The organism is Kribbella sp. NPDC051770 (assembly GCF_040681455.1).
In the GTDB taxonomy this organism is placed as follows: Bacteria; Actinomycetota; Actinomycetes; order Propionibacteriales; family Kribbellaceae; genus Kribbella.
The window spans coordinates 156,285-178,784 of sequence record NZ_JBFAYT010000015.1 but is presented as its reverse complement, the minus strand read 5'-3'; the positions used below and the strand labels follow the sequence as shown (position 1 = coordinate 178,784).

Genomic DNA, 22,500 nt, shown 5'->3' with positions numbered 1-22,500 from the left:
CTCCTCCACCGCCGCAGCAGTGTTCGCCGTGTACTCGTCGTCCACCGTGAACCCGTCGTACCCGAGCGCCTGCAGGTTCTGCTCGAGCGAACGGGTGCGCGGCCTTCGTCGTTGCGGTGTCAGGAGCCGGACGGCTTGGTGCTGTCCGTGCCACCGGCCGGCTTGCGGGCCGACGGGGTGGCCTTCTTGGCGGTGCCGTTCGACGCCGCCTTGGTCTCGTCGGCCTTGTCGTCGGCCTCGGTCTTGCCGTTCGACGTGCCGTTCGAGGCGGCGGTGTCGGCGGGCTTGGCCGCGGCCGGCTTGTCGGTGGCCGGCGCCGGGCGCGACGCGGGCGCCGAGCTGTAGTCGCGGCCGCTGGTCGGCGTCGACTGCCAGGCCGGCTCCGGCGGGGTCAGCAGCTTGCGGACGGCGGCCGCCGCCAGCGCACCGAAGCCCAGGAAGAGCGCGAAGTTGCGCAGCTTGTGGCTCTTCTTCGGGACCTCGAGCTCACCCTTCAGCGCGGCCTTGGTGGCCTTGCCGCGGCGCGACGTCTCCTCGACCACCGGCTCCGCCGCGGCGGCCAGCGCGGCCAGCGCCGCGGTCACCTTCGGCAGCAGGTCGTCGTTGATCCGCTCGCGCGCCTTCTCGGCGGCGTGCTCGGTGGCCGGCCCGACCTTGGCCAGCGCGTCGTCGATCACCGGTCCGGCCTTCTCCACCGCGGTGTGCGCGATCGACGCACCGCGCTCGACGGCCTTCTCGGCGTACGGCGACACCTTCTCCCGTGCGGTGCCCACGGCCGGTCCGAGGTGGTCGCGGACCTGACCCGCGCCCGCACCGACCTTGTGCGACGCCGACTCGGCGAGCGGCCGGACCCGGTCCTTCGCGGTCTCGACCCGGCCCTTGGACTTCAACAAACCCACGGTTCCTCCTCGGTGGTCGCCCGCGCCACGGGCTCGGTCCGGCCCACTGACGGGTTGGGACGACCTCTACGGCTTCTGGACAAATCCGGCTGCATCTGCATCGTACGACGTACCCAGCCGATAAACCGGGCGGCCGGGCCACCGGTCCGGTGGCAAACGTTGTCCCGGCCGGTCGGTGCCCACCGGCTTGGAGCGCCGTGACAGGATCGAGGGCGTCAGTTGTAACCCGATGAGGAGTACTCCCGTGGCCGAAGAACTGTTCGCGACCCTGCAGACGACGATGGGCGACGTCGTGATCAGGCTGTTCCCCAACGAGGCGCCGAAGACGGTGAAGAACTTCGTCGGCCTCGCGGACGGTACCCAGGAGTGGACCGACCCGGAGACCGGTGAGAAGAAGAACGAGCGCTTCTACGACGGGCTGGGCTTCCACCGGGTGATCTCCGGCTTCATGATCCAGGGCGGCTGCCCGCTGGGCACCGGCACCGGTTCGCCGGGCTACGCCTTCGACGACGAGATCCACCCGGACCTGCAGTTCGACCGCCCGTACCTGCTGGCGATGGCGAACGCGGGCATCCAGTTCGGCCGCGGCACCAACGGTTCGCAGTTCTTCGTCACCGTGGTCCCGACCCCGCACCTGAACCGCAAGCACACCATCTTCGGTGAGGTCGCCGACGACGAGTCCCGCAAGGTCGTCGACGCGATCGCCACCGTGAAGACCGGCGGCGCCGACCGCCCGGTCGAGCCGGTCGTGATCAACAGCGTCAAGATCGAGACCCGCACCAGCTGAACCACCGCCCGACCGCGGTACCAGGGCACCGAACGGCCGATCTTCACGGATCGGCCGTTCGTGACTCCGGGGGCCGCGACCGATCCGCCGGCGATGTACCGAGAGGACCAGCCCGTGACCGAGACCGTCTGCTACCGGCACCCGGATCGGCCCACCGGGGTGCGTTGCCAGCGCTGCGAGAAGCCGATCTGCCCGGCCTGCATGAACGCGGCGTCGGTCGGTTTCCAGTGCCCGTCCTGCTTCAGCGAGGGCGTCAAGTCGGTCCCCCGGACCCGGACGTCGCTCGGCGGGGTCGCCCGCGGCAACACCCAGGTCGTCACGCTGACCCTGCTGGTGATCAACGTGCTGGTCTTCATCGCGATCCGGACCAGCAGCATCGGGTTCGTCAACGACCTGGTCCTGGTGCCCGCGCTGGTCGACACCGAGCCGTGGCGGCTGCTCACGTCCGCGTTCGCGCACGTGCAGATCTTCCACATCTTCTCGAACCTGTTCATGCTCTACCAGGTCGGACCGCAGCTGGAGCAGATGCTCGGCCGGCTGCGCTTCACCCTGCTGTACTTCCTGTCCGCGCTCGGCGGCGGCGTCGCGGTCTGGATCCTCGGCAACCCGCTCAGCGCCACCCTCGGCGCCTCCGGCGCCGTCCTCGGCCTGGTCGGCGCCCTCCTGGTGATCAGCCGCGCCCGCGGCATGGACGTCACCTGGATCCTGGCCTACGTGGCGATCACCGCGGTGATCTCCTTCACCTTCCCCAACATCAGCTGGCAGGGCCACCTCGGCGGCTTCGTCGTCGGCGCCGCCCTGGCCTGGCTCTTCCTCCAGGAAACCAACCGCCGCCGCAACAAGAGCAGAACCTAACCCGCCAAGGGATCCGCCGCGGTCAGGTAGCGCTGCACCGTCGGTCCGAGCCAGGCCAGAACCGTTGCCCTCGGCATCTCCGCGACGGGTCCGAGGATGAGGACGTACCGGCACAGCCCGAGCCCCAAGGTCTGTGACGCAACCAGCCCGGCCCGGAGCTCCGCCTGGTCCGCAAGACCAGCAGCGGCTGTGGCCAGCTGACTGGTGAAGATCTCCCGCATCCGGTCCGCGGCAGCCTCGTTGGTGACCGCGGCCCGGAGCAGGGCCTGGAGGGTGTCGTCCTCCTCCCAGCGACGGAGAAAGTGGTCGACCAGGGTCGTGCCCAGCTCTTCCGTCGGCAGGGTCGAGAGATCGGGGAGGTGGAGGTCGAAGTCGGCGGCCGCGGCGAACAGCTTCTCCTTGTTGCCGAAGTGGCGCATGACCAGCGCCGGATCCGTGGCGGCGTCGGCGGCGATCGCGCGGATGGTGGCGCGTTCGTAGCCGTCGGCGGCGAAGCGTTCGCGGGCGGCGGTGAGGATCGCGGCCTTGGTCTGGTCGCCGGAGCGTCGCATGGCAGCAGCCTAGGTCAACAGGTGTTGACTTGGCCAGTGCGGCCACCGTACCGTCTAAGTCAACAAGCGTTGACCAGGAGGCGGAGATGACGGACGTCGTGGTGGTCGGGGCCGGGCCGGTCGGGCTGGCGGTCGGGGTGGTGCTCGCGGGGACTGGGCGTGAGGTCGTGGTGGTCGACAAGCTGGCCGCGGGGGCGAACACCTCGCGGGCGGCAGTGATTCACGCGCGGACGCTGGAGATGCTGGAGCGGATCGGGGTCAGCGAGCGGCTGGTGGAGCTCGGGGTGCCGGCGGAGCGGTTCAGCATCCTGGACGGTGGGCGCGAGCTGATCGGGGTGCCGTTCGGTGGGTTGCCGACGAAGTACCCGTACACGTTGATGATTCCCCAGGACCTGACCGAGCAGGTGCTCGCCGAGCGGCTCGAGGCAGTCGGCGGGAAGGTCCGGCGCGAGTGCGAGGCCACCGGCATCACCCAGTACGACGACCACGCGGTGGTGACGCTCGAGAGCGGCGAGGAGATCCGCACCCGGTACGTCGTGGCGGCCGACGGCATGCACAGCCGGATCCGCGATCTGGCCGGCCTCGGCGACGACACCGGGGACACGCTGCCGCTGAGCTTCAGCCTGGCCGACGTCTGGGTGGACGGCGGGCTGACGGGCGAGGAGGTGCAGCTCTATCTCGCGAACCAAGGGGTGCTGGTGGTCGCGCCGCTGCCGAACGGGTCGTTCCGGCTGGTCGCCGAGGTGCAGGAGGCGCCGGAGCAGGTGAGTGTCGCGTACGCGCAGAGCCTGCTCGACACCCGGGGACCCGGGGCAGGCCGGCGGGCCTCGGTGCGGGTGACTGAGGTGATCTGGGGTTCCCGCTTCCGGATCCACGAGCGCGTGGCGCCGGCGTACCGGAACGGGCGGGTGATCCTGTCCGGCGACTCCGCCCACGCCCACAGCCCGGCCGGCGGCCAGGGGATGAACCTCGGGCTCCGCGACGCGATCACGCTCGGGGAGGCGCTGGGCACCGCGCTGGAAACAGGTGATGAGCGCCAGCTCGACCTCTACGCGACGCAGGCCCGCGCCGAGGCACTCGAAGTGGTCTCGCTCGCGAGCCGGCTGACCCGGATCGCCACCCTCCCCACCGCGCTCCGCCCGGCGCGCAACCTGTTGCTTCGGCTGCTCGGCAAGCTGCCGGCCGTCCAGCGCGGGTTGGCCGTGCGCTTGTCGGCTGTCCGGACCCGCTGAGCGCGGGTTTTCCCGTCCACCGAGCGGAATGGCTTCCGCGACCCCTTGGTGACCTCTACCCTCCAGTTACTGAAAGTTGCAACCTCACTACTGGAGGTCACCGTGTCCCATCCCGCCCGATGGAAACGACTGGTCCCCCTGGCGCTCGTGGCGGCTCTCGCCATCGGTGCCGGCGGTCAGGTGCAGGCGGCCGCGCCGCCCGACCCGAAGGCTTCGGCGTACCAGAACGACGAGCTGGTCCAGCTGCTCCGGGTGAACACCCCGACCGCCGCCGACAAGCAGCGGCTGAGCACGCTCGATCTGGACCTGGCCGAGTCGGCCGGGAAGACCTTCGTCGATGTCGTTGCTTACGGCAACCACGATCGCCGGCTGCTGGAGCTGGCCGGCCTCACCTGGTCCACGCTCGAGGACGACCTCCAAGGTGCCGACCGGGAGCGCGAGGCCGCCGACGCGGCGTACGCGAAAGCCGTGCGCGGCAACAAGCTCGCGGCCACGCTGCCGAGCGGGCGTACGGCGTACCGGCAGCTCGCCGACTACACCAACGACATGGCCGCGCTGGCCAGTCAGTACCCGACGAAGGTCAAGCAGTTCACGCTGAAGAACACCTCGCTGGAGAACCGGGCGATCCGTGGCATCGAGGTGACCCGGGACGTCAACGTCAGCAACGGCAAGCCGGTCTTCCTGATGCTCGGGCTGCACCACGCTCGCGAGTGGCCGTCCGGCGAGCTGACGATGGAGTTCGCCTACGACCTGCTGAAGAACGACGGCGTCGACCCGCGGATCACCAACATCCTCGACAAGGCCCGCGTGATCTTCGTGCCGGTCGTGAACCCGGACGGCTTCAACCTGAGCCGCACCCTCGGCTACGAGCTGAAGCGGAAGAACTGCCGGATCACCAACGGCCAGATCCCGACCCAGGGCCAGTGCGCGCAGTCCACGAACCGCTCCCGCGGCACCGACCTGAACCGCAACTACTCCGGCTTCTGGGGCGGCCCAGGTGCGTCGAGCAGCCTCACCTCGGAGACCTACCGCGGTGCGAGCGCGTTCAGCGAGCCCGAGTCGCGCAACGTCCAGGCCCTGGTCTCCGCGCACCAGGTGACCACGCTGATCACCAATCACACCTACTCGAACCTGGTCCTCCGCGAGCCCGGGTACGCCGGGGCCGGTCCGACGCCGGACGAGGCGATCTACAAGGCGCTCGGCGACCAGATGGCCGCCCAGAACGGCTACGACAGCCAGTTCAGCTACGAGCTGTACGACACCACCGGCACCACCGAGGACTGGTCGTACTACGCGACCGGCGGGCTCGGGTTCACCTTCGAGCACGGCGCGAACAGCTTCCACCCGGCGTTCTCGAACGTCGTCAACTACTACTTCGGCTCCGGCAGTACGGCGGGCAAGGGCAACCGCTCGGCGTTCCTGCTCGCGGCCGAGTCGACGATCAACCCGGCGCGGCACTCGATCGTCACCGGCTCCGGCCCGGCCGGCGCCGTGCTCCGGCTGAAGAAGTCGTTCACCACCAAGACCTGGAACGGGACGCAGCTGCCCGACGTGCTGGACAGCACGATGGTCGTCCCGGCGAGCGGCAGCTACACCTGGCACACCAACCCGTCGACGCGGCCGGCCGTCGTGCAGCAGGGTGGGACGGAGTCGTGGACGCTGACCTGCGAGCGCCCGACCGGTCAGGTGCTGGAGACCCGGCAGGTGACCGTCGCGCGCGGTGCGAGCGTGACGGCCAACCTGACGACCTGCGCGAGCGCCTTCTAGCCGCCGGTCGACTCCCGGATCGTCAACGTGTGCGGGACGGTGAGGTCGCGGCGCGCGGCCTCGCCGTTCCCGGCGATCCGGTCGAGCAGCAGTTCGACCGCGTGCTCGGCCAGCCACTCCATGTCCGGCGCGATCGTGGTCAGCGAGGGCGAGTGGTACCGGCCGTCCTCGATGTCGTCGAAGCCGACCACGGCGACGTCGTCCGGGACCGAGAGCCCGGCCTCGGCGAGCGTCCGCAGCGCGCCGAGCGCGAGCAGGTCGTTGAAGCAGAACACCGCGTCCGGCGGCTCCGGGAGTGCGAGCAGCTCGCGCATCGACGCGGCGCCGTCCTCGCGGTGGTACCCGGTCCCGGCCAGCTCGAGCGCCGGGTCGTGCGCGATCCCGGCCGCCTTCAGCGCCTTGCGGTAGCCCTTGCGCCGGACCGATCCGGTGCCCGCGCCACCACCGACACCGATCGCCGCGATCCGCCGCCGGCCGAGCCCGATCAGGTGCGTCGTCGCGTCGTACGACGCCTGGACCGAGTCGACCGCGACCCGGTCGAGCCGGCCGCCCGCGTCCCGCTCGCCGAGCAGCACGATCGGCTTGGCGGTCTCGGTCTCGCCGATCCTGGCCGGTGAGGTGGTGATCGGCGAGAAGATGATGCCGTCGATCAGCTGCCCGCGCATCCCGTCCAGGACCAGCTTCTCGGCCGCCGCCTCGCCTTCGGTCTGGTCGATCAGCACCGTGATGCCGCGCTTCTTGGCGGCCCGGGAGATCGCCGCGCCGAGCTCCGCGAAGTACGGCGAGGCCATCTCCGGGATCGCCAGCGCGATGAAGTCCGAGCGGCCCTTGCGCAGCGAGCGGGCGCTCACGTTCGGCCGGTAGTCGAGCGCCTCGATCGCGGCCTGGACCTTGGCCCGGGTCTGCGCGGTGATGTGCGGGTAGTCGTTGATGACGTTGGACACCGTCTTCACCGAGACCCCGGCCCGCGCCGCGACGTCGCTCAGCCTGGTCACCATCGTCGTTTCCCTCTCCCCTGCTCGCTCGGCCGAAGTCTGCCACGCCCGGTTCCGCAGCTTGGAACGGTCAGCTCTTTACAGCGGATGTCAATCGTTGTAGAAATCCCCCAACAGCTTCGCTGGTAAACGTTGTAAACACCACTCAGGAGGGCCTGTGGCACGTCTGGCGGTCGATCCCGCGTTCGTGGTCGGGAGTCTGGACCGGCGCCTGTTCGGCTCGTTCGTCGAGCACATGGGCCGCTGCGTCTACACCGGCCTCTACGAGCCGGAGCACCCGGACGCCGACCTGGACGGGTTCCGGACCGACGTCCTGGCGCTGGTCCGCGAGCTCGGCGTCACCGCGGTCCGCTACCCCGGCGGCAACTTCGTCTCCAACTACGACTGGGAGGACGGCGTCGGCCCGAAGCAGGACCGGCCGCGCAAGCTCGACCTGGCCTGGCGCGCGATCGAGCCGAACCAGTTCGGCACCGACGAGTTCGTCACCTGGTCGCGCAAGGCCGGCGTGGAGCCGATCTGGGCGGTCAACCTGGGCACCCGGGGGATCCAGGCGGCCGTCGAGCTGCTGTCGTACTGCAACCTGCCGGCCGGGACCGAGCTGCCCGACCGCCGGGTCGCGAACGGGACCAAGGAGCCGCACGACATCCGGGTCTGGTGCCTGGGCAACGAGATGGACGGTCCGTGGCAGATCGGCCACAAGACCGCCGACGAGTACGCCCGGCTGGCCGAGGAGACCGCGAACGCGATGCGCCGGGTCGATCCGGACCTCGAGTTCGTCGCCTGCGGGTCGAGCAACGCGCAGATGGAGACGTTCGGCGACTGGGAGCGCACGGTGCTGGAGCGCACCTACGACCTGGTCGACCACATCAGCCTGCACGCGTACTACGAGCCGAAGGACGGCGACCAGGCCAGCTTCCTGGCCTCGGCGCAGGAGATGGACCAGATGATCACCGCGATCGTCGCCACCGCCGACCACGTGAAGGCGCTGAAGCGCAGCGACAAGGAGATCACGCTCTCGTTCGACGAGTGGAACGTCTGGTACCAGCAGCGCTTCCCCGGCGAGCTCGGCCTCGACGTCCGCGAGGTCAGCCCGCTGATCGAGGACACCTACAGCGTCGACGACGCCGTCGTGGTCGGCAGCCTGCTGATCACGCTGCTGCGGCACGCCGACCGGGTCAAGATCGCTTGCCTCGCGCAACTGGTCAACGTGATCGGCCCGATCCGCACCGATCCCGGCGGCTCGGCCTGGCGGCAGACCACCTTCCACCCGTTCGCGCTCACCGCCCGGTACGCCGGTTCGACCGTCCTGCGGACCGAGATCGCCGGGCCCACCGTCAGCACCGCCCGGTACGGCGACGTACCGGCGTTGTGGAGCACCGCGACGTACGAGGAAAGCACCGGTGAGGTGGCCATCTTCGTCGTGAACCGCAGCGAGACCGAGACGGTCCCGCTCGAGGTACCGCTGCAGGCGCTCGGGGACCTGCAGCTCACGGAACACCTTGGTGTGTACGACGACGACCGGTCAGCGGTGAACACAGCCGCCCAGCCGGACCGGGTCGTCCCCCGACCGGTCGACGGGACCGGCATCGACAACGGCATCTGCCGCGCCACGCTGCCCCCTGCTTCGTGGCACATGATCAGGCTCTCCCCTGGAGGTACACGGTGAACACCATCAACCGGCGACTCGTGCTGGGCGGTATCGGAGCACTCGGCGCGGCCGGCGTCCTGGCCGGCTGCGGGGAGGGCTCGGCGGGCAAGCCCGGCGCGGCGCCCGCGAACGGTGACGGCGGCGCGAAGGGTTACGACGGCCCGAAGGTCGAGCTCGACTTCTGGAACGGCTTCACCGGTGGTGACGGCCCGTTCATGCGCAAGCTGGTCGACCAGTTCAACGCCGAGAACCCGAACATCAAGGTCACCATGACCGTGATGCAGTGGTCGGACTACTACACCAAGCTGCCGACCGCGGTCAGCAGCGGCCGTGGTCCCGCGGTCGCGATCATGCACGTGGACTCGCTGGCCACCAACGCCGCCCGGAACGTGATCGAGCCGCTCGACGACGTGGCCAAGGCGCTGGAGCTGAAGCAGGAGGACTTCGCCGACGTGGTCTGGAAGGCCGGCGAGTACGACGGCAAGCGCTACGGCATCCCGCTCGACGTGCACCCGCTCGGGTTCTTCTACAACAAGACGCTGATGACCCAGGCCGGTCTCGACCCGGCCAAGCCGCCGGCCACCGCCGACGAGTACGCCGCCGCGCTGGACGCCCTGAAGGGCAAGGGGATCCAGGGGCACTGGGCGACGCCGTTCCCGTTCACCGGCGTACTGAGTGTGCAGGCGCTGCTCTGGCAGTACGGCGGCAACCTGTTCAACGAGGACTCCTCGAAGACGGTCTGGCACGAGGAGCCGGGGGTGAAGGCGCTGACCTGGTTCAGCGACCTGGTGAAGAACGGGCACAGCCCGAAGAACGTCGCCCAGGACGCCGACAACATCGCGGTGATGAACGGCAAGAACGCCTTCGTCTGGAACGGCATCTGGAACATCAACACCTTCAAGGAGAAGAAGGGCCTGGAGTGGGGTGTCGCTCCGCTGCCGAACATCGGCGGTACCAAGGCAGCCTGGGCCGGCTCGCACCAGTTCTGCCTGCCGAAGTTGAAGACGCCGGACCAGAACAAGTCCACCGCGGCCCGGGTGTTCGTGAACTACGTCAGCCAGAAGTCGCTGGAGTGGGCCAAGGGCGGCCAGGTGCCGGCCCGCAAGCAGGTCCGCGAGTCGGCCGAGTTCAAGGCGCTGCCGGAGCAGGCCGCGCTGGCCACCCAGATCGACGACCTGCACTTCCCGCCGCCGGTGCCGGGCATCGGTGACGCGCTGGCCGAGCTGAACAAGGCGGTCAACGAGGCGGTGCTGCAGAAGACCGAGCCGGCCAAGGCACTGGCCGACGCGGCGGCCCGGGCGGACAAGATCCTGGAGGCCAACCGCAAGAAGTACGGGGCATGAGAGGACACGGGCGAGCCACGCCGTACCTGTTCCTCGCGCCGTACCTGGTCCTGTTCACGGTGTTCGTCCTCGGGCCGGCGGTGTTCGGCCTGTGGATGAGCCTGCACGACTGGGACTTCCAGCTGCCCGGCAAGCCGTTCGTCGGGCTGCAGAACTACCAGGACCTGTTCGACCCGTTGTCGGCGACGGCCGAGCCGTTCTGGCACGGGATGCGGGCGACCGGGATCTTCACGCTCGCGTCGGTGCCGTTCCTGGTCGCGGTGCCGCTCGGCCTGGCCGTGCTGCTGAACCGGCATTTTCCGGGGCGGACGTTCTTCCGGGCCGTGTACTTCGCGCCGTACGTGCTCGGTGTGGCGGTGATCGGGCTGATGTTCCGCTACATCATGGACACCACGTTCGGGATCCTGAACGCGTTCCTCGGGGTGTTCGGCGTACCGCAGATCGGGTGGACGACCGAGCAGCCGTACGCGTTCGTCGCGCTGGTCGCGGTGACGGTCTGGTGGACCACCGGCTTCAACGCGATCATCTACCTGGCCGGGCTGCAGGACATCCCGGCCGACCAGTACGAGGCGGCCGAGCTCGACGGCGCGAACCGGTGGCAGCAGTTCGTGCACGTCACGCTGCCGGGGCTGCGGCCGGTGACCGTCTTCATCGTCACGATCACGTTGCTGGCCAGCGCCAACATGTTCGGCCAGGCGCTGCTGATCACGCAGGGTGGACCGGGTGACACCACCACGACCGCGCTGATGGTTATCACCGACATCGGCTTCAGCCAGTTCCGGATGGGCCAGGCGGCGGCGATGAGCTACCTGCTGGCGATCTGCCTGTCGGTGGTGGCGCTGATCTCGTTCGCCCTGATGAGGGAGCGCAAGTCATGAGACGCCGACCGTCGCCCGCCTTCTGGGTGCTGGTGATCCTGCTGACGCTGCTGGTCGTCCTTCCGCTGCTGTGGATGGTGATCACGTCGTTCAAGACGATCGGCGAGTCCCAGGCGGACCCGCCGACGCTGGTCCCGCAGGAGCCGAGCGGCCGCGCGTACGGCGAGATCCTGACCACCGGCGGCCAGAACCCGGTGCTGCGCTGGGCGCTGAACAGCTTCGCGGCCGCGAGCCTGCACGCCGTACTGGTGGTCGTGGTCGCGTCGATGGCCGGCTACGCGCTGGCCCGGATGGACTTCCGGTTCAAGAAGGCGATCTTCACGTTCATCCTGCTCACGCTGTTCGTCCCGGGCTTCGTGTTCCTGATGCCGAACTACCTGCTGATGGACAAGCTGGGCTGGCTGGACACGTTCTGGGCGCTGGTCGTGCCCGGTGCGGCCGGCGCGTTCGGAGTGTTCTTCATGCGGCAGTTCTTCCTGGCGATCCCGAAGGAGCTCGAGGAGGTCGCGCTGATCGACGGCGCGAACGCCTGGACGATCTTCACCCGGATCATCCTGCCGAACGCGAAACCCGCGCTGGCCACGCTGACCGTGCTGTCGTTCCTGGCGAACTGGAACGACTTCGTCTGGCCGCTGTTCGTGCTGTTCAGTCCCGAACGCCTCACCCTGCCGGCCGGTCTGAGCCTGCTTCAGGGCGCCTACACGACCGACTACCCCGTCATCATGGCCGGCGCGACGGTCGCCGCCGTCCCGGTCCTGATCCTCTACGTGTTCGTCCAGCGGTACGTGATCGAAGGTGTCGCGCGCAGCGGCATCAAAGGCTGAATCCCCACCCGAGAGGAACCCGCCAGTGCCTCCCAGACGTCTCCTCGCCGCGGCGCTCGCCGTCGCGGCCGTCGCCACCGGTACGACGGCCGCGGTCGCGGCGCCCGCGCCGGTGACCACGACCAACGACATCTCCAAGCCGTTCGCCGACACCTTCGCCGACCCGTCGATCATCCAGGGCCGCGACGGCTACTGGTACGCCTACGCCACCTCCGACCCGCTGGTTTCCGGCGGCCCGTTCGGCCTGATGCACATGGCCCGGACCAAGGACTTCGGCTCCTGGGAGTACCTCGGGACCGTCTTCAGCGACCAGACCAAGCCGGCCTGGGCCGCGCCCGGCTCGTTCTTCTGGGCGCCGGACATCCGCTACTTCGGCGGCCGGTACGTCATGTACTTCACCGTGACCGACAGCGCCGCCAACCCCGGCGGTGACTACTCGATCGGTGTCGCCACCGCGCCGACCCCGAGCGGCCCGTGGACCTCCAGTGGTGGTCCGGTCGTGACGCCCAAGTCCGACGGCAACGGCGGCTGGTTCAACACCATCGACCCGGCGCTGCTCACCGCGGCCGACGGCAAGCGCTACCTGTACTACGGCGGTTTCTACGGCGGCATCTCGGTCACCGAGGTCACCGCCGACGGCCTGCACGCGGTCGGCGAACCCACCCAGGTCACCGTCGGCGACCGCTACGAGGGCTCGTACGTCGTCTACCGCGACGGCTGGTACTACCTGATGGCCTCGTCGATGAACTGCTGCGCGGGCCCGACCACCGGGTACTCCGTCTTCGCCGGCCGGTCCAAGTCGCCGAAGGGCCCGTTCCTCGACGCCGACGGCGCGAGCATGAACGAGTCCCGGGTCGGCGGCACCACCGTCCTCACCCAGAACGGCAACAAGTGGATCGGCCCCGGCCACCACGCGTTCTTCACCGACGCGGCCGGGCAGGACCACATCCTGTACCACGCGATCGACCGCGCGACGCCGTGGCTGACCGATCCGTTCGGCATCAACCGGCGGCCGATGCTGGTCGACCGGATCGACTGGATCGACGGCTGGCCGAGGACCCGCGCGGGTGCCGGTCCGTCGGACACGCCGCAGCCGGCACCGACGACGGGTTCGAGCGCGGGAATCACGGCTGCCGATCCGGCCTCCGGGTTGTGGCTGGCGACTCGTCGTACGGGTGACGCTCTGGGTGGGCCGACCGCGCAGATCCAGGGCGCGGCGACGACCAAGCAGTCCGCGCCGGGTGGTTCGGTGCGGGTCGACGCGGATGTCCGGCTCGGCAGCAGCTTCACGACGGTCGTCGGTGGCTCGGTCGTCGCGTCGGTGTCGGCGAGCAGGATCACCGTGGTCGCCGGCGGCAAGACCGCGAGCGCGGCGATCCCGGCCGACTTCGACCGGACGCAGTGGAACAAGCTGAGCGTGCAGGTCGCCGACGGTGTCGTGACCGTGCGGCTCAGCGACTCCGGCCTCGGTGACCTGTACGCCGAGGCGCGGCTCGCCGTACCGAAGCTGCAGGTCAAGGCCGCGCCGGTGAGCTGGCTGGGCTCGGCGGAGGTCGACAACCTGACCGTCAGGCCGGTCGCCAAGCCGGTGAAGGCGCTGGCGCCGCAGCCGAAGCCGGGCAAGCTGCTCGCCGGGGACGAGTTCACCGGCGCGCTCGGTTCGCAGTGGTCGTGGGTCCGCCCGGACAGCAACGCGGTGGTTGCTGATGGCAAGCTTTCCTGGCCGCTGCAGAACGCCGACCTGGTCGGCGGCGGCAACAACGCCGGACTGCTCTTCCATCAGACGCCGGCCACCGATCGGTGGATCGCCGAGACCAAGCTGCACCTCGACCTCGGCGAGGGCGACATCCGCAACTACCAGCAGGCCGGGATGATCGCCTACCGCAACGACGACGACTTCGCCCGGCTCGGCGACGTCTCGATCTGGCGCACCCGGCAGACGGAGTACGGGCGGGAGCTTGTCGCCCGGGCGTCCGACGGTGCGACCAGCTACGGCGGTGCGGCGATCGGACGGTCGGCGAAGGACCTGTGGATGCGGCTCGCGTTCCACCAGAACGCCGCGGGTGAGCACGTCTACCAGGCCGGGACGAGCGTCGACGGCAAGAAGTGGGTCTGGGGCGCGTCGTGGGTGCTCCCGGCCGGAGAGACGCCCAAGCTGGGACTGTTCGCGCACGGCGAGTTCACCGGGGCGAACCCGGCGCCGGTCGCGACGTTCGACTACCTGCGGTTCTTCGAGAGCAAGTGATGCTGCGCGGACCGGTCCTGTCGCTGCTGCTGCTTGTGGCGGCGGCGTGCGGCGGCTCCGGTCCGCCTTCGGAAGGAGCGAGTGTGGGTTTCAACAACCCCGTCTACGACAACAACTTCGCCGACCCGCAGGTGATCGCGGCCGGGGACACGTTCTACGCGTTCGCGACCAACGGGCCGCTGGGCAACATCCAGACGCTGAAGTCGGCGGACCTGGTCGAGTGGGAGCAGGTCGGCGACGCACTGCCCGAGCTGCCCGCCTGGACGTCGGCCGGGAAGGTGTGGGCGCCGGAAGTCGCCGTCCACGGACCCGATCGGTACGTCATGTACTACACGAGCTCGAACGACGCCGCCGGGCGGCAGTGCATCGGGGTGGCGGTCGCCTCTCGGCCCGAAGGTCCATATGTCGACAAATCGAGGAATCCCTTGGTTTGTCAGGCAGATGCTGGTGGCTCGATCGACGCCAGCCCGTTCACCGACGCGACCGGGCAGCGCTGGCTGTACTGGAAGAACGACGGCAACGCAGTCGGCGTCGACACCTGGATCTACGTCTCCAAGCTGTCGGCCGACGGCCTGGAGTTGGTCGGCGAGACGACCAAGCTGATCAAGCAGGACCTGCCCTGGGAGGGCAACCTGGTCGAGGCGCCGTACGTGGTCGAGCGGAACGGCAAGTTCCACCTGTTCTACTCCGCCAACGCGTACGACAAGGCCGAGTACGCCGTCGGCCACGCGGTCTGCACGACGCCCACCGGCCCGTGCGTGAAGTCCGGCGACCCGATCCTCACCACCTCGGACGCCGCCGCCGGCCCGGGCCACAACATGGTGCTGGAGAAGGACGGCCGCTACTGGTTCGTCTACCACGCGTGGGACCCGGCGCTGGTCGGCGTCGACCCGCCCGGGCGGACGATGTGGCTGTCGGAGCTGACCTGGGACGGCGACACCCCGAAGGTCCAGCCGCCGCTGAAGGACAACCCGTCACGGCCGTGAGGCAGCGAGCAGACCCGCGAGGAGCTTCAGGGCGGTGAGCAGGTCCTCGTCCGACGGGGTCGCGTAGCCGATCACGAGGCCTGGTGGGCCGGGGATGGTCCGTCGGTAGTCGCTGAGCGGTGCGACGGCGATGCCGGCGGCTCGGGCTTTCGCGGCGAGGGCGTCGTCGTCGACGTGGTCGGGCAGCAGCAGGGTGATGTGCAGCCCGGCGTCCTGCCCGACCACCCGCCCGTACGGCGCGAGCAGGCGGCAGGTGAGGTTGCGGCGGTCGGCGTACAGACGGCTGGAGCGGCGGACGAGGCGGTCGAGGTAGCCGTCGCGGAGCATCGCGAGCAGCGCGGCCTGCATCGGCCAGGCCGGCCAGTCGCTGGTGTGCTCGCGGTACGCCGTGATCCGGTCGGCCACGGCGGTGGAGGCGACCAGCCAGCCGAGGCGGAGCGACGGACTGAGCATCTTGGACAGCGTGCCGAGGTGCACGACCCGGTCGAGGTCGAGCTGGGCCAGCGCGGGCAGCGGCGCGACGTCGTACCGGAACTCGCTGTCGTAGTCGTCCTCGATCAGCGTGGCGCCGGTGCGGCGCGCCCAGCGGACCAGTTCGTTGCGTCGGGCAACGGGTAGCCGGCCGCCGAGCGGGTACTGGTGCGAGGGCGTGACGTACGCCGCGGCGACGTCGTCCGGAAGCTGCGCGACCTGCAGCCCGTCGGCGTCGACCGGGACGTCGACGATCTCGACGCGGTGCGCGTGCGCGGCGTTCGCGGCGCTGACGTAGCCGGGATCTTCCATCGCGATTCGGTCGCCGGCTGTGAGGGTGGTCGACAGCAGCAGGTGCAAGCCGTGCACGGTCCCGTTGGTGACCACGAGGTTCTCCGGCCCACAAGCGATTCCGCGGACCCGGCCGACGTGCTCGGCCAGTGCGGCACGCAGGTCGGGGAGTCCGGCAGCGTCTTCGTAGCCGCGCGGTGGTGACTGGCCCGAGACCTCCCGCCAGGCCCGTCGCCAGCCCGGGTCCGGCGTACGGGCGATGAACGGGATGCCGGGACGGAGAGTCAGTGGCTTCGGCCCAGCTGGGTCTCTGAGTCGTGATGGCTGGGCGCGGTGTGGTTCCGGCGGCAGCGGCGCCACGTCGGCGACGTACGTCCCCGAACCGGTGCGTCCCGCGATCCAGCCCTCCGCGTGCAACTGGTCGTACGCCGCCTGCGCGACCGCGCGCGAGACCTCGACCTCCCGCGCCAGGTCCCGCGTCGAGGGCAGTCGGTGCCCCGACTGCAACCGCCCGTCCCGGATCGCCGCGCGGATCTGCTCGGCGAGCTGCAGGTGCAGCGGGACGCCGGCGGCGCGATCGACGGTCAGCGGCAGCGAAGCCCTCACAATGGACTACTCGAATGACCGCGAAGTGGACCGGGCAGGCATGCCACTACTCTGCCACGCTCGAACCATGACCACGATTCCTTTGTCGCCGACCGACCGGACCCGGGTGCGCCGCTCGAAGGAACGCGCCGCCACCGACCGCCAGGCCCTGTACGACGTGCTCGCGGCGGGCATGTTCTGCCACCTCGGGGTCGTGCTCGACGGCGACCCGCTGGTGCTGCCGACGGCGTACGGGGTGGACCTCGACCGCGGACCCGACGGCACCCTGTACCTGCACGGCTCGGTCGCCGCCCGGAGCGTGGTCGCGGCGCCGGACCAGACCATCTGCGTGACGGTGACGCACGTCGACGGTCTCGTGCTCGCGCGCTCGGCGTTCCACCACTCGGTGAACTACCGGTCGGCCGTCGTGCTGGGGACTCCGCGGCTGGTCACCGACCCCGCCGAGAAGCTGCACGGGCTGACGGTGATCGTCGACCATCTCGTCCCCGGCCGCTCGCACGGCTCGCGGCTCCCGAACAAGAAGGAGCTGGCCAAGACGTCGGTGCTCGCGCTCGACCTGACCGAGGCCTCGGTGAAGACCCGGGCCGGTGGCGCGAACGACGAGCCCGAGGATCTCGACCTGCCGTACTGGACCGGCGTCGTCCCGCTGCGCGTGGTCGCCGACGAGCCGATCACCAACGACGACTGCGATCTGCTCGTCCCCGCGCACGTCCGGACCAGGGCCAGCCAGCTCGGCGCCCCCGCGGCGACCGGCTGGTGAGCCTCGGCGCCGCTACTGGTTGGTGAGCGCGTTCAGCTTCCGCTTCACCAGGCGGCTGGTGACCGGGCCGAGGCTGTCGAGCTCCGACAGCAGCGTCTCGGTCAGTACGGCGAGCTGCTCGAGCGACGCCAGCGCCCGGGTCGCGCCGTCGGGATCGACGCCGTCGAGCAGCTCGATCCCGACGAACCCGGCCGAGATCGACCGCGCCAGGCCGCCGAGATCGACGAGCGGGAGCAGCGGGCTGCCGGCCAGCACCCGGGCGAGCGTCTTCTCGACCTCGACCACCCACAGGTTCAGCGCGTCCGCGACCGCCGCACCGACCACCTCGTTGCCGCGCGCTCCGGCGAGCAGCTGCGCGAGCACGGCGACGTTGCCCTCGGAGTGCTCGGTCACGTGCACCTCGCGGCCGACGGCGAGCAGCTCCGCGAACGTCCCGGCCTGGTCGAACCGGTCCCGGTAGAGCGCGACCCGCTGCTCGGTGCTCTCCCGGCAGGCCGCCGCGATCAGGTCGTTGACGGTGCCGAAGTGGTAGAAGACCAGCGCCTGGTTCTGCCCGGCCTCGGTCGCGATCGTGCGCGCCGACGCTCCCGCGAACCCGCGCTCGCCGATCGTCCGCAGCGCGGCCGCGAGCAGGTCGGCTCGGGTGGTCTTCGCCATCGCAGTCCTCTCATGGCCTCGGCAGGTCCCGTTCTCCGCCGCCCATGCCGTCGAGCAGCAGCTGCAGCAGCGGCCGTACGACGGGCAGCCCGATCAGCCAGCCGGCGTACGCCCAGCCCGGCCCGCTGTGCTGGAAGGCCCGGGCGAGCGCACCCAGCCCGCTCGTGCGGGTGCCGTCCGGCCCGACGTACAGAGCGCGGCGGAGTGCAGCCACCGTATACGTCTCGGCGGGTTGGATGCTGAGGCCCTGTGGACAAGTCGACTCGATCAGGGTCCTGGCCTGGCTGCAGATCGTGCAGCTCTCGGCGAGGTAGAGCTCGCCCTGCGGCTGGTACGGCCTGCGCCTCGGGATCCACGGCCGCACTGCTCGGTCGTACGCCGCCCACCTGGGCTCGCGGGCGGCGAGCTGCGCGCGCTCGTGCGGGTCGGCGACGAACTGCGCGAAGCAGACCGCGCCGACGGTCGCCAGCGCGAGCGACCAGCTCTGCGTGCCGAGTGAGAGCAGCGCCAGCATGACGACGACCGAGGCCTGCATCGGGTTGGCCAGGTAGGCGTACGGCCCGGTGGTGACGAGCTTGCGCGGTGGATCCCACGGGTACGGCGTACCGCCGCTCGCGGCGAACTCGGTGACGGCGGCCAGCGCGGGGACTGCCGCGAGGGCCATCAGTTGGAGGACCAGCGAGGTGCGCCACAGCGGGCCGTCGACCAGGTGGTCCCACGAGCCGTCGCCTTCGCTCATCACCGCCGACGGAAGCAGCCAGAGCACCAGTCCGGTGAAGGCGAACAGCTGGAGGAGCAGGCGGCCAGTCAGGTGAGTGCGCTCGCTGGTCCACCGAGTCAGTAGCACCGCGGGAACCAGCACGGCGGCCAGCACCAGTGCTTCCCCGAGCAGCCAGTGCGGACCGAGCTGCACCAGCCCGTCGAGTCGCGGCATCACCAGCAGGTCGATCCACCCGCAGCCCAGCACCCACACCACCAGCCGCCCACCGACCAGAGCAGGCAGTGCACCCCAACACACCGCCCACCCGATCCACAGATCCAGCGGCATCCCCAGAAAGCTCCCCGCCACCTGCTCGAACGACCACCACCCGAGCCAAACAGCCAACCGGTTGGTTGCTCCCAGCGCGACGAAGGCGAACAGAAACCCGAGCAGAGCCGCTCCCGCGGCCGGCCCCGGCGCCCGCCTCGCGGCCTGCCCGGCCACCCGGCCCGCCGCTTGCCCGGCCTCCGCGCGCCGCCAGTCCCAGGTTTTCCACAGGGTGAGGACGAGCAGCGCGGGCACCCCGAGACAGAGCCAGCGAATGACCACCAGCTCAGTCATTGGCGGACTTAGCCAGCCCGAGGCTGTCCGCGAAGTGCGTGAGCCCCGCGCCCACCATCGCGTTCTCGATCGGCCCGAAGTACCAGCTCGGGTCCAGCCGCCGGGTGAACTCGACGGTCAGCCTGACCGTCGTCGTCCCGTCCGGTCGCGGCGACAGCTCGACCGTCGCGCCCTCCCAGTGCAACCACCGCTGCGTCTTCGACTGATCAGCCACCACCGCGAACTCCGTCCGGAAGCGATCGTGCGCGGTCACCCGGGTCGCGATCGGGTCGCCACCCAGCGAGAACGACCACTCGCTGCCGACCTGAAGACCCGACCCGGTCGCCACCTCCGGCGTCGGATAGCCGGTCAGCCTCAGCAAGAACGGCCGCGCCGCCGAGAAGTCCGGCCCTTTCGCCAGCCGGCTGTCGACCTGCCCCGGCGTCATCGCCACCACCCGCTCGACGCTCACCCGCTGCACCGGGTCCACCCGGTACGCCGTCCCCTCCAGCCCGGCGACCAGCAGCGGGAAGATCGCCAGCGCCGCCTGGTACCGGCGGCCGGCCTGCCGGATCCGCGCCTGCCGCACCACCTCGGCCACGAAGTGCGCCACGCCGTACACCAGCGGCGCCGCCATCAGCACGCACGCCGCTCCCTCGTGCAGGAACGCCGACGTGATCATCAGCGCGAACGTCACGACCCGGAAGGTCAGCCCGTGCAGGCTCTTCGCGGGCGGCAGCAGGGCGATCACGACGGCGATCGCGAGCGGTGCGCCGACGAACAGCGCGGCGGTGTCGAGGCGGCCGGTCCGGATCAGGGTCAGCGGGGCCAGGACGGCGGCCGCGCCGACGATCAGCAGGGCGGGGAGCCGCTTGGTCCAGGCGACCTGGGGCGGCGGTTGCTCGGGAGTGGTCATGAACGCAGCATAGACCAGGTTTTGAGCGAGTGCTCAAAACCTGGCCAAGCCGTCGGCACAGCGCGCAGGTCAGGCGGCTGTGCCCCGGTTGTAGAGACGCCGCGACCAGAGGTAGCCGCCGACCGTGATCGCGACGCACCAGACCCCGGCGAGCCAGCCGTCGGTCGCGCTGTACGGCGTACCGATCAGCAGGCCGCGCAGGGTCTCGATGATCGGCGTGTAGGGCTGGTACTCGGCGAACCAGCGCAGCCCGGCCGGCATCGAGTCGATCGGCACGAACGTGCTGCTCAGGAAGGGCAGGATCAGGCTGAACGGGAGGACGATGTTGCTGGCCGCCTCGGGCGTCTTCGAGGTCAGGCCGAGCGCGACCGACAGCCAGGTCAGGCCGATCGCCGTACCGGTGATCAGGGCGGTCGCGAGCAGCCACTCGCCGAACGTCGCCGTCGGGCGGAAGCCCATCAGCAGGCCGACGCCGATCAGCAGCGCGACGCTGACGAGCGTCTGCAGCAGGCTGCCGATCACGTGCCCGGTGAGCACGGCCGGGCGGAAGACCGCCATCGTCCGGAACCGGGCGACGATGCCCTCGGTCATGTCCGTACAGACCGCGACCGCGGTCGAGACGGTGCCGGAACCGATCGTGACCAGCAGCAGCCCGGGGACCAGGAAGTCGAGGTAGTCGAAGCCGTTGCCGCCGATCCCGGCCTGGAAGGTCTTGCCGAAGACCAGGCCGAACAGCAGCAGCATGATCACCGGGCTGACCAGCGTGCTCAGCGTCATCGAGGGGTAGCGCTGCTGGTGCCGCAGGTTGCGGCGCAGCATGGTGGCGGTGTCGGCCAGCGGGTGCAGGGTCGTGGCGCTCATCGGGTCGTCACTTTCTCGTCGGTGGGGTGGCCGGTGACGGCGAAGAAGACGTCGTCCAGGTCGGGGGTGTGCACGGTCAGTTCGTCGACCTCGAGCGAGGCGTCGCTGATCCGGTCGAGCAACGTGCGCAGGGACTGCACGCTGCCGTCGTTCGGGACCTGCAGGACCAGCGCGCTGTGGTCCGGTACGCCGGCCGGCAGCACGCGCGCGGCCAGGTCGAGCTCGTCGGGAGAGGTGAAGCGGAGCCGGACGTGGCCGCCGGGGACGAGCCGCTTCAGCTCCTCCGGCGTGCCCTGGGCGACCAGCTTGCCGTGGTCGAGCACGGCGATCCGGTCGGCCAGCTGGTCGGCCTCCTCCAGGTACTGCGTGGTGAGGAAGACCGTGACGCCGCCGGCGACCAGCTGCCGGATGATCTGCCACATGCTGTGCCGGCTGCGCGGGTCGAGCCCCGTGGTCGGCTCGTCCAGGAAGATGATCCGCGGGTCACCGACCAGCGTCATCGCCAGGTCGAGGCGGCGCTTCATGCCGCCGGAGTACGACATCGCGGTCTTCTGCCCGGCCTCGACCAGGTCGAACTGCTCGAGCAGCTCGGTCGCCCGGCGCCGCCCGGCGGCCTTGCCGAGGTGGTGCAGATCGGCCATCAGCCAGAGGTTCTCCTCGCCGGTGAGCAGCCCGTCGACCGCGGAGAACTGGCCGGTGACCCCGATCGCGGCCCGGACCGTGTCCGGCGCGCCGGCCAGCTCGACACCGCCGACCCGGACCTGGCCGGCGTCGGCGGTGATCAGCGTGGACAGGATGTTCACCACGGTGGTCTTGCCGGCGCCGTTCGGGCCGAGCAGCGAGAAAATGGTGCCTTCGGCAACGGTCAGGTCGATGCCGTCGAGCACGGTGTGGTCGCCGTAGGACTTGTGCAGCCCGCGGACCTCGATCGCTGGGTTCATGGTTCCTCGTTCGGTTTTTGGGCAGGCTCGCGCCGCCGAAGGGGTGGGGAGTCGGAAGGAGGGTGTGCGGATCAGACCGGACGGCCCGCGGCCGCCGGAGCAGGTGGTGCTGTGGAGTTGGTCAGTGCGGCGGGATCAGATGTCGAGGTCCTCGACGGCGGGCTGGTTCGCCGCCTCCTCGACCAGGACGTAGAGGTCCTCGGGGATCAGTTCGCGCAGCTCGGCGACGGTCTCCACGACGTACAGCGTCGCTTCGCCCTGCGCCATGCTCCAGGACGAGTCGAGCAGGCCGAGGGTCCCGATCCAGCTCCGCCAGCCGCCGTCCTCGGTGGCCGCGGGCTTGGTCGAGCCCTGCTTGTACTGGTCGCGCCGGTCGGCGTGCAGGACGAACTTGCCGGTCCGGCTGCGGTAGACCCGGAAGGCCTCGTAGCCGTCCTTGCTCGACCGGCCACCCTCGGCCAGCAGGACACCGGAGAACCGCTGCTTGCGGCCGGCGCCCCGGCCCACCCGCACGGTGATCTCGTCGTACCCCTTGAGCCGGCCCTCCTCCATCTCGACGTAGCGCCGCAGCGCGGTCGAGATCGCGGAGGACAGGTTCCCGGCGATCTCCTGGGCGCGCTTGTAGAGCGCGAGGTCGTCGTCGGACACGTAGATCGTCTTGTTCGGCATGTTGTCTCTCCTTCTACG

General features: G+C 70.1%; 21 protein-coding genes. 11 read left to right on the top strand and 10 right to left on the bottom strand.

All coding sequences use genetic code 11. The features are described 5' to 3' along the window. Positions 1-119: 119 nt before the first annotated feature. Positions 120-899, bottom strand: a complete 780-nt coding sequence (locus AB0M01_RS35235; RefSeq protein WP_363676833.1) for a hypothetical protein — start codon at positions 897-899, stop codon at positions 120-122. A gap of 256 nt (positions 900-1,155) precedes the next feature. On the opposite strand from AB0M01_RS35235, the gene AB0M01_RS35230 reads away from it, so the two are divergent. Together AB0M01_RS35230 and AB0M01_RS35225 are read left to right on the top strand one after the other, a co-directional pair. After that, positions 1,156-1,686: a peptidylprolyl isomerase gene (locus tag AB0M01_RS35230; RefSeq protein ID WP_363676836.1), complete on the top strand. Its 531-nt coding sequence runs from the start codon at positions 1,156-1,158 to the stop codon at positions 1,684-1,686. Positions 1,687-1,800: 114 nt separating this feature from the next. After that, a complete protein-coding gene (locus tag AB0M01_RS35225; RefSeq protein ID WP_363676832.1) occupies positions 1,801-2,541 on the top strand; it encodes a rhomboid family intramembrane serine protease in 741 nt (246 codons plus the stop codon). Here AB0M01_RS35225 and AB0M01_RS35220 read toward each other — a convergent pair. Next, a complete protein-coding gene (locus tag AB0M01_RS35220) occupies positions 2,538-3,092 on the bottom strand; it encodes a TetR family transcriptional regulator (RefSeq protein WP_363676831.1) in 555 nt (184 codons plus the stop codon). The two genes, AB0M01_RS35225 and AB0M01_RS35220, sit on opposite strands and share 4 nt — an antisense overlap. Before the next feature lie 86 nt (positions 3,093-3,178). Between AB0M01_RS35220 and AB0M01_RS35215 the strand changes: the two genes are divergently transcribed. Together AB0M01_RS35215 and AB0M01_RS35210 are read left to right on the top strand one after the other, a co-directional pair. After that, positions 3,179-4,324, top strand: a complete 1,146-nt coding sequence (locus AB0M01_RS35215) for an FAD-dependent monooxygenase (RefSeq protein WP_363676830.1) — start codon at positions 3,179-3,181, stop codon at positions 4,322-4,324. Between the two features lie 147 nt (positions 4,325-4,471). Further along, positions 4,472-6,091 (top strand): M14 family zinc carboxypeptidase, encoded by a 1,620-nt coding sequence (locus AB0M01_RS35210; protein ID WP_363676829.1) that lies wholly within the window; start codon positions 4,472-4,474, stop codon positions 6,089-6,091. Here AB0M01_RS35210 and AB0M01_RS35205 read toward each other — a convergent pair. After that, positions 6,088-7,089 (bottom strand): LacI family DNA-binding transcriptional regulator, encoded by a 1,002-nt coding sequence (locus AB0M01_RS35205; protein WP_363676828.1) that lies wholly within the window; start codon positions 7,087-7,089, stop codon positions 6,088-6,090. The two genes, AB0M01_RS35210 and AB0M01_RS35205, sit on opposite strands and share 4 nt — an antisense overlap. 154 nt (positions 7,090-7,243) lie before the next feature. On the opposite strand from AB0M01_RS35205, the gene AB0M01_RS35200 reads away from it, so the two are divergent. The 6 genes from AB0M01_RS35200 to AB0M01_RS35175 all read left to right on the top strand — a co-directional run bounded on the left by AB0M01_RS35200 (position 7,244) and on the right by AB0M01_RS35175 (position 15,010). Then, positions 7,244-8,752: an alpha-N-arabinofuranosidase gene (locus tag AB0M01_RS35200; protein ID WP_363676827.1), complete on the top strand. Its 1,509-nt coding sequence runs from the start codon at positions 7,244-7,246 to the stop codon at positions 8,750-8,752. Then, positions 8,749-10,077: an ABC transporter substrate-binding protein gene (locus tag AB0M01_RS35195; RefSeq protein ID WP_363676826.1), complete on the top strand. Its 1,329-nt coding sequence runs from the start codon at positions 8,749-8,751 to the stop codon at positions 10,075-10,077. Before AB0M01_RS35200 ends, AB0M01_RS35195 begins: the two co-directional genes overlap by 4 nt. Continuing rightward, entirely contained in the window at positions 10,074-10,955 is an 882-nt protein-coding gene (locus AB0M01_RS35190) for a sugar ABC transporter permease (RefSeq protein ID WP_363676825.1), read from the top strand. Before AB0M01_RS35195 ends, AB0M01_RS35190 begins: the two co-directional genes overlap by 4 nt. Further along, complete coding sequence (locus AB0M01_RS35185) at positions 10,952-11,779, top strand: carbohydrate ABC transporter permease (RefSeq protein WP_363676824.1); 828 nt, start codon at positions 10,952-10,954, stop codon at positions 11,777-11,779. The genes AB0M01_RS35190 and AB0M01_RS35185 overlap by 4 nt, the downstream gene beginning before the upstream one ends. Positions 11,780-11,804: 25 nt before the next feature. Beyond that, positions 11,805-14,024, top strand: a complete 2,220-nt coding sequence (locus AB0M01_RS35180; RefSeq protein ID WP_363676823.1) for a family 43 glycosylhydrolase — start codon at positions 11,805-11,807, stop codon at positions 14,022-14,024. An 83-nt stretch (positions 14,025-14,107) separates the two neighbouring features. Continuing rightward, positions 14,108-15,010, top strand: coding sequence for a glycoside hydrolase family 43 protein (locus AB0M01_RS35175; protein ID WP_363676822.1), 903 nt, complete (start codon positions 14,108-14,110; stop codon positions 15,008-15,010). Here AB0M01_RS35175 and AB0M01_RS35170 read toward each other — a convergent pair. After that, positions 14,999-16,378 carry a PLP-dependent aminotransferase family protein gene (locus AB0M01_RS35170; protein ID WP_363676821.1) on the bottom strand — a complete coding sequence of 460 codons (1,380 nt, stop codon included), beginning with the start codon at positions 16,376-16,378 and terminating at the stop codon, positions 14,999-15,001. The two genes, AB0M01_RS35175 and AB0M01_RS35170, sit on opposite strands and share 12 nt — an antisense overlap. Positions 16,379-16,445: 67 nt before the next feature. On the opposite strand from AB0M01_RS35170, the gene AB0M01_RS35165 reads away from it, so the two are divergent. After that, a complete protein-coding gene (locus tag AB0M01_RS35165; RefSeq protein WP_363676820.1) occupies positions 16,446-17,138 on the top strand; it encodes a pyridoxamine 5'-phosphate oxidase family protein in 693 nt (230 codons plus the stop codon). Between the two features lie 12 nt (positions 17,139-17,150). On the opposite strand, the gene AB0M01_RS35160 is transcribed toward AB0M01_RS35165, so the two are convergent. From AB0M01_RS35160 to AB0M01_RS35135, 6 genes are all read right to left on the bottom strand, one after another. After that, positions 17,151-17,795, bottom strand: coding sequence for a TetR/AcrR family transcriptional regulator (locus AB0M01_RS35160; RefSeq protein WP_363676819.1), 645 nt, complete (start codon positions 17,793-17,795; stop codon positions 17,151-17,153). 10 nt (positions 17,796-17,805) lie between these two features. Then, positions 17,806-19,116: a methyltransferase gene (locus tag AB0M01_RS35155; RefSeq protein ID WP_363676818.1), complete on the bottom strand. Its 1,311-nt coding sequence runs from the start codon at positions 19,114-19,116 to the stop codon at positions 17,806-17,808. Beyond that, positions 19,109-20,011, bottom strand: coding sequence for a hypothetical protein (locus tag AB0M01_RS35150; RefSeq protein WP_363676817.1), 903 nt, complete (start codon positions 20,009-20,011; stop codon positions 19,109-19,111). Before AB0M01_RS35150 ends, AB0M01_RS35155 begins: the two co-directional genes overlap by 8 nt. Positions 20,012-20,080: 69 nt before the next feature. After that, positions 20,081-20,872: an ABC transporter permease gene (locus tag AB0M01_RS35145; protein WP_363676816.1), complete on the bottom strand. Its 792-nt coding sequence runs from the start codon at positions 20,870-20,872 to the stop codon at positions 20,081-20,083. Next, on the bottom strand, positions 20,869-21,813 hold the full coding sequence (locus AB0M01_RS35140) for an ATP-binding cassette domain-containing protein (RefSeq protein WP_363676815.1): 945 nt from the start codon (positions 21,811-21,813) through the stop codon (positions 20,869-20,871). The genes AB0M01_RS35145 and AB0M01_RS35140 overlap by 4 nt, the downstream gene beginning before the upstream one ends. Before the next feature lie 135 nt (positions 21,814-21,948). Continuing rightward, positions 21,949-22,482 carry an EXLDI protein gene (locus AB0M01_RS35135; protein WP_363676814.1) on the bottom strand — a complete coding sequence of 178 codons (534 nt, stop codon included), beginning with the start codon at positions 22,480-22,482 and terminating at the stop codon, positions 21,949-21,951. Positions 22,483-22,500 lie beyond the last annotated feature (18 nt).

What these genes read in the sequence shown, in the direction of transcription:
- AB0M01_RS35220 (WP_363676831.1), bottom strand. Translation starts at nt 3,092, where the DNA reads ATGCGACGCTCCGGCGACCAGACCAAGGCCGCGATCCTCACCGCCGCC.
- AB0M01_RS35215 (WP_363676830.1), top strand. Translation starts at nt 3,179, where the DNA reads ATGACGGACGTCGTGGTGGTCGGGGCCGGGCCGGTCGGGCTGGCGGTC.
- AB0M01_RS35205 (WP_363676828.1), bottom strand. Translation starts at nt 7,089, where the DNA reads ATGGTGACCAGGCTGAGCGACGTCGCGGCGCGGGCCGGGGTCTCGGTG.
- AB0M01_RS35190 (WP_363676825.1), top strand. Translation starts at nt 10,074, where the DNA reads ATGAGAGGACACGGGCGAGCCACGCCGTACCTGTTCCTCGCGCCGTAC.
- AB0M01_RS35185 (WP_363676824.1), top strand. Translation starts at nt 10,952, where the DNA reads ATGAGACGCCGACCGTCGCCCGCCTTCTGGGTGCTGGTGATCCTGCTG.
- AB0M01_RS35165 (WP_363676820.1), top strand. Translation starts at nt 16,446, where the DNA reads ATGACCACGATTCCTTTGTCGCCGACCGACCGGACCCGGGTGCGCCGC.
- AB0M01_RS35160 (WP_363676819.1), bottom strand. Translation starts at nt 17,795, where the DNA reads ATGGCGAAGACCACCCGAGCCGACCTGCTCGCGGCCGCGCTGCGGACG.
- AB0M01_RS35155 (WP_363676818.1), bottom strand. Translation starts at nt 19,116, where the DNA reads ATGACTGAGCTGGTGGTCATTCGCTGGCTCTGTCTCGGGGTGCCCGCG.
- AB0M01_RS35150 (WP_363676817.1), bottom strand. Translation starts at nt 20,011, where the DNA reads ATGACCACTCCCGAGCAACCGCCGCCCCAGGTCGCCTGGACCAAGCGG.
- AB0M01_RS35145 (WP_363676816.1), bottom strand. Translation starts at nt 20,872, where the DNA reads ATGAGCGCCACGACCCTGCACCCGCTGGCCGACACCGCCACCATGCTG.
- AB0M01_RS35140 (WP_363676815.1), bottom strand. Translation starts at nt 21,813, where the DNA reads ATGAACCCAGCGATCGAGGTCCGCGGGCTGCACAAGTCCTACGGCGAC.
- AB0M01_RS35135 (WP_363676814.1), bottom strand. Translation starts at nt 22,482, where the DNA reads ATGCCGAACAAGACGATCTACGTGTCCGACGACGACCTCGCGCTCTAC.